Annotated in this window: 12 protein-coding genes; 2 read left to right on the forward strand and 10 right to left on the reverse strand. The window is 71.8% G+C overall.

Annotated features, from left to right (window positions below; genetic code table 11):
• The first annotated feature begins 177 nt into the window (after window positions 1–177).
• Window positions 178–3,594, forward strand: a complete 3,417-nt coding sequence (locus ACIOGX_RS18995; RefSeq protein ID WP_401914522.1) for a S41 family peptidase — start codon at window positions 178–180, stop codon at window positions 3,592–3,594.
• A gap of 100 nt (window positions 3,595–3,694) precedes the next feature.
• Here ACIOGX_RS18995 and ACIOGX_RS19000 read toward each other — a convergent pair whose 3' ends face one another.
• From ACIOGX_RS19000 to ACIOGX_RS19015, 4 genes are all read right to left on the reverse strand, one after another.
• Window positions 3,695–4,036, reverse strand: a complete 342-nt coding sequence (locus tag ACIOGX_RS19000; RefSeq protein ID WP_356512557.1) for a hypothetical protein — start codon at window positions 4,034–4,036, stop codon at window positions 3,695–3,697.
• A gap of 93 nt (window positions 4,037–4,129) precedes the next feature.
• Complete coding sequence (locus ACIOGX_RS19005) at window positions 4,130–5,071, reverse strand: SDR family oxidoreductase (RefSeq protein ID WP_356512555.1); 942 nt, start codon at window positions 5,069–5,071, stop codon at window positions 4,130–4,132.
• Window positions 5,068–5,997 carry an alpha/beta fold hydrolase gene (locus tag ACIOGX_RS19010; protein WP_401914526.1) on the reverse strand — a complete coding sequence of 310 codons (930 nt, stop codon included), beginning with the start codon at window positions 5,995–5,997 and terminating at the stop codon, window positions 5,068–5,070. Before ACIOGX_RS19010 ends, ACIOGX_RS19005 begins: the two co-directional genes overlap by 4 nt.
• Window positions 5,994–7,700 (reverse strand): flavin-containing monooxygenase, encoded by a 1,707-nt coding sequence (locus ACIOGX_RS19015; protein ID WP_401914529.1) that lies wholly within the window; start codon window positions 7,698–7,700, stop codon window positions 5,994–5,996. Before ACIOGX_RS19015 ends, ACIOGX_RS19010 begins: the two co-directional genes overlap by 4 nt.
• Before the next feature lie 284 nt (window positions 7,701–7,984).
• Between ACIOGX_RS19015 and ACIOGX_RS19020 the strand changes: the two genes are divergently transcribed.
• Entirely contained in the window at window positions 7,985–8,647 is a 663-nt protein-coding gene (locus ACIOGX_RS19020) for a MerR family transcriptional regulator (protein WP_356512869.1), read from the forward strand.
• 37 nt (window positions 8,648–8,684) lie between these two features.
• Here ACIOGX_RS19020 and ACIOGX_RS19025 read toward each other — a convergent pair whose 3' ends face one another.
• From ACIOGX_RS19025 to ACIOGX_RS19050, 6 genes are all read right to left on the reverse strand, one after another.
• Window positions 8,685–9,491, reverse strand: a complete 807-nt coding sequence (locus ACIOGX_RS19025; protein ID WP_401914532.1) for an exodeoxyribonuclease III — start codon at window positions 9,489–9,491, stop codon at window positions 8,685–8,687.
• A 305-nt stretch (window positions 9,492–9,796) separates the two neighbouring features.
• Complete coding sequence (locus ACIOGX_RS19030) at window positions 9,797–9,964, reverse strand: hypothetical protein (RefSeq protein WP_356512547.1); 168 nt, start codon at window positions 9,962–9,964, stop codon at window positions 9,797–9,799.
• Window positions 9,965–10,129: 165 nt separating this feature from the next.
• Window positions 10,130–11,581 carry a DUF2079 domain-containing protein gene (locus tag ACIOGX_RS19035; protein ID WP_401914535.1) on the reverse strand — a complete coding sequence of 484 codons (1,452 nt, stop codon included), beginning with the start codon at window positions 11,579–11,581 and terminating at the stop codon, window positions 10,130–10,132.
• A 55-nt stretch (window positions 11,582–11,636) separates the two neighbouring features.
• Window positions 11,637–12,161, reverse strand: coding sequence for a hypothetical protein (locus ACIOGX_RS19040; protein ID WP_401767036.1), 525 nt, complete (start codon window positions 12,159–12,161; stop codon window positions 11,637–11,639).
• Window positions 12,154–12,660 (reverse strand): SigE family RNA polymerase sigma factor, encoded by a 507-nt coding sequence (locus ACIOGX_RS19045; protein ID WP_356512541.1) that lies wholly within the window; start codon window positions 12,658–12,660, stop codon window positions 12,154–12,156. Before ACIOGX_RS19045 ends, ACIOGX_RS19040 begins: the two co-directional genes overlap by 8 nt.
• Before the next feature lie 161 nt (window positions 12,661–12,821).
• Window positions 12,822–13,229, reverse strand: a complete 408-nt coding sequence (locus tag ACIOGX_RS19050; protein ID WP_356512539.1) for a rodlin — start codon at window positions 13,227–13,229, stop codon at window positions 12,822–12,824.
• Between the last annotated feature and the right edge of the window lie 111 nt (window positions 13,230–13,340).

A 13,340-nucleotide genomic window follows, 5' to 3' on the forward strand; every position in this document is an offset into this window, starting at 1 on the left:
ATGCCGTCCGGACATGTACCTCCGGAGCCCCCGGCCCCCGGCACACGACAACGCAACCGCAACCCGGCGACCGCACCCCGCACCCCGCACCCCCGCCGGAGGCGCACCGCACCGCGACCGCAACCCGCACCCCCCGCCGGGAGGCGCCACGCCCACGAAAAGTGCAGCATTAGGTGGGTGAGTGACGACGTCGCGTATCTCCGCTTCCCGCACCTTCACGACGACTCCCTGTGCTTCGCCGCCGAGGACGACCTCTGGGTCGCTCCCCTCGTCCCGGCCGGGCACCGGCCCGCCCGCGCCTGGCGGGTCACCGTCGACCGCACCAGAGTCGGCCACCCCCGCTTCTCCCCGGACGGCAGCCACCTCGCCTATACGACCTGGCGCAGCCTCGACCCCGAGATCCATCTCGTCCCCGTCGCGGGCGGGCCCGCCCGCCGGCTCACCTACTGGGGCGCCACCGACACCCGCGTCTGCGGCTGGACGCCCCCCGACAAGAACGGCGAGTCCCAGATCCTCGCGGTCTCCTCGCACGGCCAGCCGTTCTCGTACTTCGCCTGGGCCTACAGCCTCCCCCTCGACGGCTCCCCCGGCGGCGCGCTGCCCTGGGGCCCGGTCAACGACATCGCCGTCGCGGACGTGGACGGCGCGCACCGTACGCTCCTGCTCACCGGGAAGCCGCCGCACGAGCCCGCCGCATGGAAGCGGTACCGCGGCGGCGCCATGGGCCGGCTCTGGCTGCACGGCGAACGGCTGCTCGCGGATCTCGGGGGCCATCTCGACTGCCCGATGTTCGTCGACGGCAGAATCGCGTTCCTCTCCGACCACGAGGGCGTCGGCAACCTCTACTCCTGCCGTCCCGACGGCACCGATCTGCGCCGGCACACCGACCACGACGCCTTCTACGCCCGCCACGCCTCGTCCGACGGGCGCCGGGTCGTCTACCAGTGCGCGGGGGACCTCTGGCTGGTCGACGCGCTGACGCCCGACTCGGTGCCGCGCAAGCTGGACGTACGGCTGGGCGGTCAGCGCGCGGGGCGGCGCGGCTACCAGGTCCCGGCCAGCAGCCATGTCGCCGGGATCTCCGTGGACATGACGGGCCGGGCGAGCGCCGTGTCCGTACGCGGCAGCCTGTACTGGCTCACCCACCGCGACGGCCCGGCCCGCACGATCGCGGACACCCCCGGCGTCCGGGTCCGGTTCCCGGTGATGCTCGGCGACAGCGGCCAGGTCGCGTATGTCACCGACGCGGAGGGCGAGGACGCGATCGAGATCGCGTATCTGCCCAGGGCGAGCGGTGAGCGGCGGCCTCGGCGGCTGGCGTCCGGACAACTGGGCCGCGTACGGGAGATGGTGGCCGCCCCGGACGGGGAGCGGATCGCGATCGCCTCGCACGACGGCAGACTGCTGCTGATAGACACGGCGGAACCGGAACCGGAACCGGAACCCGAACCGGAACCCGAACCGCGATCGGAATCGGAACCCGGGCCGGAACCGGACCCCGATCCGGCCACGGACACCACGGACATCACGGAATCGACCGCCGACACCACACCAGCGGCCGACTCCGCCCCCGCCCCGGAGCCCGTCACCGAACTCATCCGTTCCATCAACGGCGCCGTCACCGACCTCGCCTTCTCCCCCGACGGCGACTGGCTGACCTGGTCCCACCCCGGTATCGGCCGCTCCCTCCGGCAGATCAAGCTCGCCAAGATCGCGGGCAGCTTCGCCCGTACCGTCGTCGACGTCACCAACGGCCGCTTCGAGGACGAGAATCCGGTCTTCACCAGCGACGGCCGCTATCTCGCGTTCCTGTCCTGGCGCGGCTTCGACCCGGTGTACGACGTGCACACCGGCGACCTCTCCTTCCCGCTGGGCTGCCGCCCCTATCTCGTACCGCTCTCCTCCGCGACCCCGTCGCCCTTCGCTCTGTCGCCGGAGGGCCGCCCCGCGGCCGGCGGACTCGATCCGTCCGTCGGCGAGTCCGGCGACGGTACGGTCACCGTCGAGGTCGAGGGGCTGGCCGACCGCGTCACGCCGTTCCCCGTCACCGCGTCCAAGTACTCCGCGCTGTATCCGGTCAGCGGCGGCGGTCTGGTCTGGCTGCGCTGGCCGATCTCCGGCGCGCTCGGCGAGACGTTCGCCAACCCCGCCGACATGTCGGGCCGCCCCACCCTCGAACACTTCGACATCACGAAGGCGCGCAAGAGCGAACTCGTCGGCCATCTCGACTGGTTCGTGCCCAGCGGCGACGGCTCCCGGCTGGTCGTCGTGGACGACGGCGAGCTACGCGCCGTGCCCGCCACCGAGCCCGGTGACGGCGATTCGACCGTCTATCTCGACATGCGCAGGATCCTGCACGACGTCGACCCGGGCGCGGAGTGGCGCCAGGCGTTCGACGAGGCGGGGCGCGTCATCCGCGCCTATTTCTGGGAGCCGGACATGTGCGGCATCGACTGGGACGGGGTGCTCGACCAGTACCGTCCGCTGGTCGAACGGGTCAGCTCCCCCGACGAGTTCGCGGATCTGCTGCGCGAGGTCCTCGGCGAACTGGGCACCTCGCACGCGTATGTCACCCCGGCCCGCCGCAACGAGGGCCCGCCGCACTACCAGCGTCCGATCGGTCTGCTCGGCGCCAATCTGGTCTGCCGGGACGGCGAGTGGATGATCAAGCGGATCCTGCCCGGCGACTCCTCGGACTCCAAGGCGCGTTCACCGCTGGCCGGTACGGGCATCCGCGAGGGCGCGGTCCTGACCCATGTGGACGGCCGGCCGGTCGATCCGGTGGCCGGTCCCTATCCCCTGCTGTCCGCCGCGGGCGGCACGACCGTCGAGCTGACCTTCCGGCCCGCGGAGCGCAACCGTCCGTCCCGCCGCGTCGCGGTGGTGCCGCTCATCGACGAACGCCCGCTGCGCTACCAGGACTGGGTGGCCAAACGCCGTGAGGCCGTACGGGAGATCAGCGGCGGCCGATGCGGCTATCTGCACATCCCCGACATGGGCGGCTCCGGCTGGGCCCAGTTCAACCGGGATCTGCGGCTGGAGGTCTCGCGCCCCGCGCTGATCGTGGACGTACGGGGCAACGCGGGCGGCCACATCAGCGAGCTGGTCGTCGAGAAGCTGACCCGCCGGATCATCGGCTGGGATCTGACGCGCGACGCCCAGCCCGTCTCGTACGCGTCGAACGCGCCGCGCGGCCCGGTCGTCGCGCTCGCCGACGAGGCGACCTCGTCCGACGGCGACATGATCACCGCGGCCTTCCGGCTGCTGAACCTCGGCCCCGTGGTCGGCCAGCGCACCTGGGGCGGGGTGGTCGGAATGACGGGACGGCACCGGCTCGGCGACGGGACGGTGATCACGGTGCCCATGAACGCCGCCTGGTTCGACGCGTACGGCTGGTCCATCGAGAACCACGGCGTGGAGCCCGACATCGAGGCACTGCGCACGCCGCTCGACTGGGCGGAGGGACGGCACGCCCAGCTCGACGACGCGGTCTGGGTGGCGCTGGACCTGCTGGCCGGGCATCCGGCGTCGACACCGCCGGGATACGGAGCGGTTCCGGACCTGCGCCGCCCGCCGCTCCCGCCCCGCGCGTAGGACCGCCACGCGCGCAAGAAACGTTCACCACACCCGCGAACAACTAAAGAAGGCGCACCCGGCGGAACCGGGTGCGCCTCGCGATCATCAAGCCATTCACTCAGGCGTCAAAGCGGTCATCCAGTTCATCGCGCGCGCTCTGCGCCCTGTTCTGCGCGTTCTGCTGCGCGTTGGTGTGCTGAGCGTCGTGCTGGGCATCGTTCTGCGCGTTGTTGTGCTGGGCGTTGCTGTGCTGGGCGTCGTTCTGCTGGGCATCGTGCTGAGCGTTGTGCTGCCCCTGGTTGCGGTCCCTGGCCGGCGAGCCGGGCTGCGCACCGCGGTCGGGCTGGCCGGGGCGGCCGGGCTGCTGCGTCCGGTCGTCCTTCTTGTCGCCCTGCCGCGACTTCGCCTGCTGGGCGGCGAGCTCTTCGGCCTTGTCCCTGAACTGATCGGCAATAGCCATGGAATGTCACTCCTGATGGGGTGTGGGGAGCTTGGGGGGACCCGAGTGGGGCCTCGACCAGACTTACATGCCCCGACATTCCGCGCATTTCGATCAGTAACGCTGTGTGCGTTCCTGTTCGTCGGCCGCCCCGCCCGCCCCGACCAGCCCCTTTCGCACGCCCGCCAGACGTGGTCCGAAGCGCCGCATCTCGCGTTGTCCGGCCGCCGCGATGACGGCCGGCAGATATCCGCGTACGGACTGCATCCCGCGCAGCCACCACTGCGCGTACACATGCGCCGAGCGCCGCTCGATCCCGGCGACGAGCCGGTCGACGGCGGGACCGAGCGGATAGGTACGGTTCGACGGCCACGGCAGCCGCTGCCGCAGCTCCCGCATCACCTCGTCCCGGTCCGCGCCGCGCACCATGTCGGTGTCCGTCCAGGACAGATAGCCGACCCCGACCCTGACCCCCTGGTGGGCGACTTCGGAGCGCAGGCTGTGCGCGAAGGCCTCGGCCCCGGACTTGGACGCGCAGTACGCGGTCATCATCGGCGCCGGTGTGATCGCGGCCAGCGACGCTATCTGGAGGAAGTAGCCGCGGCTTTCGCGCAGGACGGGCAGGAACGCCCGCGCCGTCACCGCGCTTCCGATCAGATTGACCTCGATGACCCGCCGCCACGCGTCCGGGTCCGAGTCCGCGAAGGGACCGCCCGCCGCCACACCCGCGTTGGCGACGACGATGTCGACCGTGCCGAAGCGCGCCCTGACCTCCTGGGCGACCCGCGCCATCGCGGTGTCGTCGGTGACATCCGCGTACCACTGATCACAGTCGGCGTGCAGCCGGGCGGCGACCCGCTTCAGCCCGTCCTCCTCCAGACCGACGAGGGCGACCTTCGCGCCGCGCGCGGAGAGCTTGCGCGCCAGCAGTTCGCCGACGCCGCGCGCCGCGCCCGTGACGACGGCGACCTGTCCGTCGAGATTCCGGACACCCTGCCGGCCGGCTCCCGCTCCTGCCCGTGCCCCTGCCCCCGCCCCTGCCCCTGCCCCGCTCATGCCGCGTCCTCCTTCGCGCCCATGGCGCTCCTCGCGCTCTCGGCGTTCCCGACGTACGTACCGACGAGGGACCGGATCGCTCCGGTGACGGCCTCCGGGGCCTCCACGGGCGTCATATGTCCCACCCCGGTGAGTTCGGTGAGCCCGGCGGGGTCGGGCAGCGCGGCGGCCAGCGCCCGCGCCTGGACCGGTGGGGTCAGCCGGTCGTCGCGCCCCACGACGACGACGGCGGGCACCCTCAACTCCCGTACCTCCGCGTCGAGATCGAGCGCGCCGAGGACATGCGACCAGGCCACCCGGACGGGGCGCGGGCACGCGTGCACGATCCGGGCGCACTCCGCGACCCGGTCCGGCGCGGCGCCGGGGCCCATCGTCCCGTAGCGCAGCATCCGCTTCGACAGCGGCGTGACCGGCCCCAGCGGGGCGCGCGCGCCGAGGATCCGCCGGCTGATCCAGGTACGGGTCCTGCCGGGCCGCATCGGTACGACGAGCGCCTCCGGGATCAGCCGCGAACTGCCCGTGCTGCACAGCAGTACGGCCGCCGCGTGCTCCCGGAAGGCGGGCCGCCGTGCGGCGGCCATCAGCGTCATCCCGCCCATGGAGTGTCCGGCGAGGACGGCTCGCTCCCCCGGCTCCAGCGTGGCGGCGAGCACGGCTTCCAGATCGTCGGCGAGGGCGTCCGTGGTGTAGCCCGCGGAGTGGCCGGCCGGCGGCGGCGTACGGCCGTGGCCGCGCTGGTCGTAGACGATCACCCGGTGGTCGGCGGCCAGGTCCGCGAGCTGGGCCGCCCAGAACCGGATCGAGCAGGTCCAGCCGTGCGCCAGAACGACGGCGGGCCGGCCGTCGTCGCCGTGGACCTCGACATGGATACGGGTACCGTCGGCGGAGACGGCGGTCAGTTCACGCTCCCTGTGCGGCTGCCTCATCGGACGCCCTCCTTCGCGGCCGGTGTCCCGGCCCGCGCTCCGGCCCGCGCCCCGGCAGACCTCTCGGTCGTCCTCGTCCCGGACGCCCGCTCCTGCGGCGTCCGCGTCTCCGCGACCGGCTTCTCCGCCTGCCGCGGCACCCGTACGGACACGGCGGCGGCGCGGATCACCTCGTACTCCGCGAGATCGACCTCCCGGGTGACCCGGCGGAACTCCGCCGTCGTTCCCGGCCAGACGGTGGTGTTGCGGCCCTGCTCGTCCAGGTACCAGCTGGTGCAGCCGCCGGTGTTCCACACGGTCCGCTTCATCCGCTCCTGCACCCGGTGGTTCCAGGCGCGTACGGCGGCGGGCCGCGGCCCCAGCGCCACGCGCCCGCTCCCGCCCGCAGTCCCGCCCGCGCTCCTCGGGCCGCCCCCGCGGCCCCCGAGCCCGTCCAACTGCCGCAGATAGTCGGCCATGTAGTTCAGCTGGGACTCGATCATCAGGATCATCGAGGAGTTCCCGAGCCCGGTGTTGGGGCCGATGATCGTCATCCAGTTGGGGAAGCCCGCCGCGGTCGCGCCGCGCAGCGACTGCATCCCGTCCTTCCACGCCTCCGCGAGCGTGATCCCGTCGGCGCCCACCACCCGCTCGGCGATCGGCATGTCCGTCACATGGAAACCGGTCCCGAAGACGATCACGTCGGCCTCGGTCTCCGTACCGTCCGCCGCGACCAGCGTGGAGCCGCGCACCTCGGCCAGCCCCGAGGTCACCAGGTCCACATTGGGCTGGGCGAGCGCCGGATAGTACGTACTGGAGAGCAGGATGCGTTTGCAGCCGATGCGGTACGAGGGCGTCAGTCCGGCGCGCAGCACCGGGTCCTTGATGGCCCTCGCCATATTGGCCTTGGCGAGGGACTCGACGAGCCCGAGTTCGTCCGGCCGCTTGGTGAACGCCTGGACCTGCAACTCCCTTATGCCCCACAGGATCCGGCGCCGCAGGGTCCCGGTGAACGGCAGCGCCCGGTGCAGCCGCCGCTCGGCCCCGGATATCGCCCGGTCGACGCGCGGCATCACCCAGGGCGGTGTCCGCTGGAACAGCGTCAGCCTGCCCACCTCGGGCTGGATCGCCGGCACGATCTGTATGGCGGAGGCGCCCGTACCGATCACGGCGACGCGCTTGCCGCGCAGGTCGTAGCCGTGGTCCCAGCGGGCCGAGTGGAAGACCTTCCCCGGGAAACCGGCGAGCCCGGGTATCTCCGGGATCTTCGGATCGGAGAGCGGCCCGGTCGCGGAGACGATGACATCGGCGGTGAGCGTTCCGCGCGAGGTCTCGATCTTCCAGTGCAGGGCGTCGTTGTCCCAGCGCATCAGCCGTACCTCGTGGTTCAGCCGCAGATGCGGCCGGAGCCCGAAGGTGTCCGCGACATGCTCCAGATACGCCCTGATGTGCCGCTGCCCGGAGAAGGTGCGCGGCCAGTCGGGGTTGGGCGCGAACGAGAACGAGTAGAGATGGGAGGGGACGTCGCAGGCGCATCCCGGATAGCTGTTGTCCCGCCAGGTCCCGCCGACCGAGTCGGCGCGCTCCAGCACGACGAAGTCGGTCATCCCCTCCCGGCGCAGCCGGATGGCCGCCCCGAGCCCCCCGAACCCGGACCCGACCACCGCCACATGGACGTGCTCGGGCTCGTGGTCATGTTCGTGGTCGTGTTCGTGCTGGCCCATACCGCCTCCTGACACCGGACGACACCCGCACAACTGCGCCAGTAATCACTGGCACGATTGGAGAGTAGAGCAGTGCCGTACTGATGGGTAGGGGTTGGGGACGGGAAAGTCGCCGCCGGAGCGAGCCGGGGTTACGGGCGGTACGGGCGGTACGGGCGGTACGGGAGGGGCGTCGCGAGACGGGCGTGCCGGGCGCCGCGGGCCGGGCGGGACTTTCCCAACCCGCCCCGGCACGCCATAAGCTGGCGGGCATGGCAGAAGGCCCCGGACCCCGCGAGTACCGCATGGAGGAGCTGGCCCGCGAGGCGGGCATCACCGTCCGTACCGTGCGCTTCTACCGCGAGCGCGGCCTGATCCGGCCGCCGCGCCGGGAAGGCCGGATCGCCTGGTACGACGACCACCACCTGGCGCGGCTCCGTACGATCGCGGGCCTGCTGGAGCGCGGCCACACCCTGACCGGCATCGCCCATCTCGCCACCGCCTTCGAGAGCGGCCGGGACGTGGGCGAGGTGCTCGGCCTCGGCGAACCCACCGAGGAGACCCCGGTCCGGCTCTCCCCCGAGGAACTCGCCGACTACTTCGAGGGCGAGGTCACCCCGGAGAATCTGCGGGCCGCCCTCGACCTCGGCTATCTGGCCACGGACGGCGACGAGATAGTCCACATCAGCCGCCGCCTGCTGGATGTGTCGGCGGCCCTGGTCCGCGAGGGCGTCCCCCTGGCGGCGGTCCTCGACGCGGCCCGCCGCGTCCGCGTCCACGCGGACGCCCTGGCCGGGCTCTTCGCCGCGGTCCTGCGGGCCCACACCACCACGACGGACGCGGAGAAGCTCCGCCCGCTGGCGAAGAGCGTGGTGGAGGCGGAATTCTCACTGGCCCTGGACCGCCACCTGCGTACGGAACCGGAAGCCGCGGCGCCCCCCGACCCGCCCGAGCCCGCCGACGGCTGAGAACCGTCCCTCTACGGCGCCGTTACGCGGAAGGGCGTCAGCCGAGGTCGTAGGTGACCGTCACCGGCGCGTGGTCGCTCCACCGCTCCTCATGGCTCGCGGCCTTCTCGACGTACGCCTTGACCGCCCGCGCGGCCAGGCCCCGCGTCGCCACGTGGTAGTCGATGCGCCAGCCCGCGTCGTTGTCGAAGGCACGACCGCGGTACGACCACCACGAGTACGGGCCCTCCTGGTCCGGGTGCTGGGCGCGGACGACGTCCACGTAGTCCCCGTCGGTCTCCTCGAAGACACGGGTCAGCCAGGCGCGTTCCTCGGGGAGGAAGCCCGACGACTTTCGGTTGGCCCGCCAGTTCTTGAGGTCGGCCTCCTGGTGGGCGATGTTCCAGTCGCCGCACACCAGCACCTCGCGCCCGTCCGCCGCGGCGCGCTTCTTCAGCCGCTCCAGGTACGGGAGGAACTCGTCCATGAACCGGATCTTCTCGTCCTGGCGCTCCGTGCCCACCTCGCCCGAGGGCAGATAGAGGCTGGCGACCGTGACACCGGGCAGATCGATCTCCGCGTACCGCCCGCTCCCGTCGAACTCCGCGCTGCCGAACCCGATCCGCGTGCCCTCCGGCTCCCGCCGCGCGTAGAGCGAGACACCCGCGCGCCCCTTCGCGGCGGCGGGCGCGTGCAGGACGTGCCAGCCCTCCGGGGCACGGACCTCCTCCGGGAGCTGCTGGGGCTCGGCGCGTACCTCCTGGAGGCAGATCACATCGGCGGAGGTGCCGGCCAGCCACTCCACGAAACCCTTCTTCGCGGCGGCGCGCAGTCCATTCACATTCACGGAGGTCACAGTGAGCATTCCGACACACTACCCGCCCGGCCCAGGCGCCCCCGGGCCCGGTCACGGCTATTCCGCGTTCCCCCGTAACGGCCGGTAATCCCGGGCGAGGGGAAATTCCCCGGGCGTTCACGCCCCTCACACCCCGCCGCGACCGCTCCATTTGTTCCGCTCCGCCACGCGTGCGGAGAGCGCCCCGGAACCGGCACCGCCGCGCGCCGCGCCCGATCCCTTGCCGTCGGGGCAAATCGACTGTCCGCACTCGCACTTGGGCCACCGGAGCCCGGACCCCGGCACCAGATCAGCGCCCTCTACTCCGCGTACGGTCATTCGGCCAGCCCCCGCAGTCCGACGGCGACGCGCTCCACCAACTCGCGCGTGGGCTCGGGAAAATCCGGCGGCACCCAATCCGGGTCCCCTCGCACATAGTCCCGGACCCCGCCCGACATCGCCGGCTTACCGATCTCTTCGATCGAGAGTGAATCCCTAGCCATAGCTGCGAGTCCTCGCCTCTTCGCGTGCAATTCCTCGTTTCTACACCCGAAGTGACCTTTCCTCACTACTCCGCATGGGGAATTCTCCGCGACAACCCATATGGAACAGAGGGGAGTTGAACGCATGAGCGAGCCGGACCCGCTCCCGCGCCCGCCGCGCCCGCGCTAGGTCCGTGGATTCGAGGACCGTTCCAGCAGCAGATAGCCGCCCACCTCGCCCACGACCGTGTAAGTGGCCCGTGGATGCAGCCGCTTCGCGTACCCCACCGGGTCACCGACCCACCCGCTCGTGTTGTTGAGCGCGATGTAGTCCGGGGTGATGCCTCGCGTATCGCCCACCCAGAAGACCCGGCAGCGCGAGGTGAGCAGGCTGACCGGCCCCACGTTCGCCTCGACCGTCGCGTCGTCGGGGATACGGTCCAGCAGCCGCTGCGCCGCTCTCGGCTCGGGCCGGACGCGGTAGGTGTCCGGTTCGGTCAGGGCCGACAGCGGCAGCGACGTCGTCAGGGCGAGCGCCGCGCCCGCGACCGCCGCCGGGAGATGGCGCGCGTACGAACGCAGCCAGGGGCGTGCGTCGCGCCGGATCCGATGGACGGCGTCGACCAGCGCGAGCGCCACGACGGGCATCAGCACGGCGCTGTAGTGCCAGCCCGTGCCCCAGTAGTGGTCGTCCGACGACAGGAAGCGCCAGCCCAGCGTCGGCAGGGCGATCAGTATCAGCGGGGAGCGCAGCGCGAGGAGCCCCGTGGTCGGCAGCAGGAGCCAGACGAGGGTACGGAACTTGGTGCCGAAGCCGTCCAGCGGACCGTTCCCGCCGTCGACCTTGTCCCAGTAGTCGTATGTGTCGCCCGAGTTGAAGGCCGGTATGACGACCGTGAACGTGAGCGCGGCGACCACCACCGCCAGCGCCGCCACCGCGAGCGCCTCGCGCACCAACCGGGGTGCCGCGTGCCGCGCGCGCAGGGCCACGACCAGCGCGATCGCGGCGGTGGTCAGCCCCAGGTCCTCCTTCACCAGCACCAGCGGCAACGCCCAGCACAGCGCGGCCCGCAGGCGGCCGGTCAGCAGCGCCTCAAGGGAGAAGGCGATCAGCGGGACCGCGAAGGCGATCTCGTGGAAGTCGAACTCGACCGCCCGCTGCACCCCCCACGACAGGCCGTACGCCACACCGATCGCCAGCCCCTGCCACCGGCCCAGCAGACGCGCCGCGACGCGCGTGACGGGGACGGCGGAGAGCGCGAACAGCGCGGCCTGGGCGACCAGCAGCGTGACGGGCGACGGGAACAGCCGGTACGCCGGGGCCAGCAGCGCGGTGACGGGGCTGAAGTGGTCGCCGAGGATATTGACGCCCGGCCCCTTGAGGTCGGCGACCGGCGCCCGCAGCTCCGCGTACGCGCGTATCACCTGCTCGAAGATGCCCAGGTCCCAGGACATCGTCCGCAGCTGCCAGAACCGGGATATGGACAGGGCGGCGTACGCGCAGAACAGGATCACGGCCACGACGTAGGGATCGCGGACCCGGACAGGCCCCGCCGGGCTCGCGTCCGGCTCGGGAAGCGACGCGCAGGGCGGGTTCGGCGTGCCGTTTTCGGGCAGGGCGAGGCTGACTCCGTGCATGGGTGTGAGGTCTCTCTGTGGGTACGCGCCGGTGGACCGGACAGAACCTGCCGGGCTAGTCGGCCGGCGGCCGGGAGGTGCTCGCGCTGGAGCCGGGCGACACCGTGACCGACGGGCCCAGGCCGGTCCCCTGGCCGATGGGCGGCGGCGTGAGTGTCGGCGCGCCGCCGGCCGACCCCGCCCCCGGTACGGGCGAAGACTCGCCCCCACCGAACGGTGAGCCGGTGGGCGCCACGGCGGACGTGCTCGGACCGGACGGCGTGGCGGACGAGGTGCGTGGGGGCGGCGGACTGGACGGCGACACGGACGGCGACGAGGTGACCGAGGGGACGGGACGGGCGGGCGGCTGCTCGGAGGTGAGGTTCAGCGCGGCGACCGCGCTCGCTCCGCTCAGCACACACACCGCGCAGGCGGCGGCGAGGGCCAGCGTCGTACGCCGCCGCCGGGTCCCCCGTGCCTCGATCTCCTCGACAGGCAGCGGTGACACCCGCCGCCCGCCCTGGTCCGCGGCGTCTTTGAGTGCGGCGGACAGGGGATCTTCCAGGGGATCCTCGCCGCCACTGCGATGGAACTCAGGCACCGTGTTCCTCCTCGGAGGCGGGTGAGTCGTCGAGCCCGGCCGCGAGCGCGGCCCTGGCCCGGGACAGATGAGTCTTGACGGTTCCGGTCGAGATCCCGGCCTCTGCCGCCACCTGCTCCACCGTCAGGTCGCACACGTAGTGCAGCACCGCCACCAGACGCTGTCGCGCCGACAGCCGCTGGAGCGCGGAGACGAGGGCGACCGTGCCCGGCTCGGGCGCGGCCTGGATGTGCGCTTCGCTTCCGCTGTACCGCCGCCAGGCCTCCAGGGCCCGGCCGCGCCTTCGCCACCGGCTGACCGCCAGCCGGAACGCGACGATACGGATCCACGCCTCGGGCCCCGCGTCCCTGTCCAGTTTCGCCCGGCGGCCCCAGGCACGTACGAAAGCCTCCTGCACGACGTCCTGAGCCTCGTGAAGGTCTCCGGTCATCAGGTACACCTGTCCCACCAGCTGCTGAACGGAGTGAGCGTAGAACTCCTCAAACTCCTCGACGGTCATGCGGCTCCCAGGACGTGGCCAGATCTCAAGACGTATACGCACGGGGGCGGTGATCCGGTTGACACCGTTCCGGGAGTTTTTCCGCACCCGTCACCCACAGAGCCCGGACATGCCGAAGGCCCGGCCCCGCGCGGTGCGCGGGGCCGGGCCTTCGGGTGGGATCAGCGGTTGCCGACACCGTTCCCGGACAGCACCGGGATGTCGTCCAGGATGTGCGACAGCGGCTCGTCGCCCTTCGCCTGGGTCGAGTTCTCGACACACTGCTGGTTCTGCGGAGAGGACAGCACGTTGACGTCCTGGACCGTGATCGGCACGAGGCCGATGAGGGAGCCGACGTTCGCCTTGAGCGGCAGACCGACACAGGGCTTGTTCAGCGAGCCCTGGACCAGGCCCAGCTGCGGGCTCATGTCGCCCCTGGTCGACTGGTTGCCGAAGGCCTGCTTCGCACCGTTGCCGCTGAGCGAGGTGGTGCCGCCGTCATCGGCGATGGCGAGCGCCGGCGACGCGGCGGCGGCCGTGGCTCCGACGATCGACGCGGCCACAGCGGCGGTTGCCCACAGCTTCTTCATGTAAATGCCTTTCCGGAAAGTCGGACTCCACCGGTGGAGTCCGACTTGCTCAACTCGCTCACGGATGGATTAGTTGCGGCGGTTCCCCCGAATGGCGTAATGCATTATTCA

The sequence above is a fragment of the Streptomyces sp. NPDC088147 genome, assembly GCF_044741565.1.
Classification (GTDB): domain Bacteria; phylum Actinomycetota; class Actinomycetes; order Streptomycetales; family Streptomycetaceae; genus Streptomyces.

Excerpts from the sequence above, each read along its gene's own strand:
- ACIOGX_RS19000 (WP_356512557.1), bottom strand. The coding sequence starts at position 4,036 with ATGGCTATTGCCGATCAGTTCAGGGACAAGGCCGAAGAGCTCGCCGCC.
- ACIOGX_RS19005 (WP_356512555.1), bottom strand. The coding sequence starts at position 5,071 with ATGAGCGGGGCAGGGGCAGGGGCGGGGGCAGGGGCACGGGCAGGAGCG.
- ACIOGX_RS19010 (WP_401914526.1), bottom strand. The coding sequence starts at position 5,997 with ATGAGGCAGCCGCACAGGGAGCGTGAACTGACCGCCGTCTCCGCCGAC.
- ACIOGX_RS19015 (WP_401914529.1), bottom strand. The coding sequence starts at position 7,700 with ATGGGCCAGCACGAACACGACCACGAACATGACCACGAGCCCGAGCAC.
- ACIOGX_RS19020 (WP_356512869.1), top strand. The coding sequence starts at position 7,985 with ATGGAGGAGCTGGCCCGCGAGGCGGGCATCACCGTCCGTACCGTGCGC.
- ACIOGX_RS19025 (WP_401914532.1), bottom strand. The coding sequence starts at position 9,491 with ATGCTCACTGTGACCTCCGTGAATGTGAATGGACTGCGCGCCGCCGCG.
- ACIOGX_RS19030 (WP_356512547.1), bottom strand. The coding sequence starts at position 9,964 with ATGGCTAGGGATTCACTCTCGATCGAAGAGATCGGTAAGCCGGCGATG.
- ACIOGX_RS19035 (WP_401914535.1), bottom strand. The coding sequence starts at position 11,581 with ATGCACGGAGTCAGCCTCGCCCTGCCCGAAAACGGCACGCCGAACCCG.
- ACIOGX_RS19045 (WP_356512541.1), bottom strand. The coding sequence starts at position 12,660 with ATGACCGTCGAGGAGTTTGAGGAGTTCTACGCTCACTCCGTTCAGCAG.
- ACIOGX_RS19050 (WP_356512539.1), bottom strand. The coding sequence starts at position 13,229 with ATGAAGAAGCTGTGGGCAACCGCCGCTGTGGCCGCGTCGATCGTCGGA.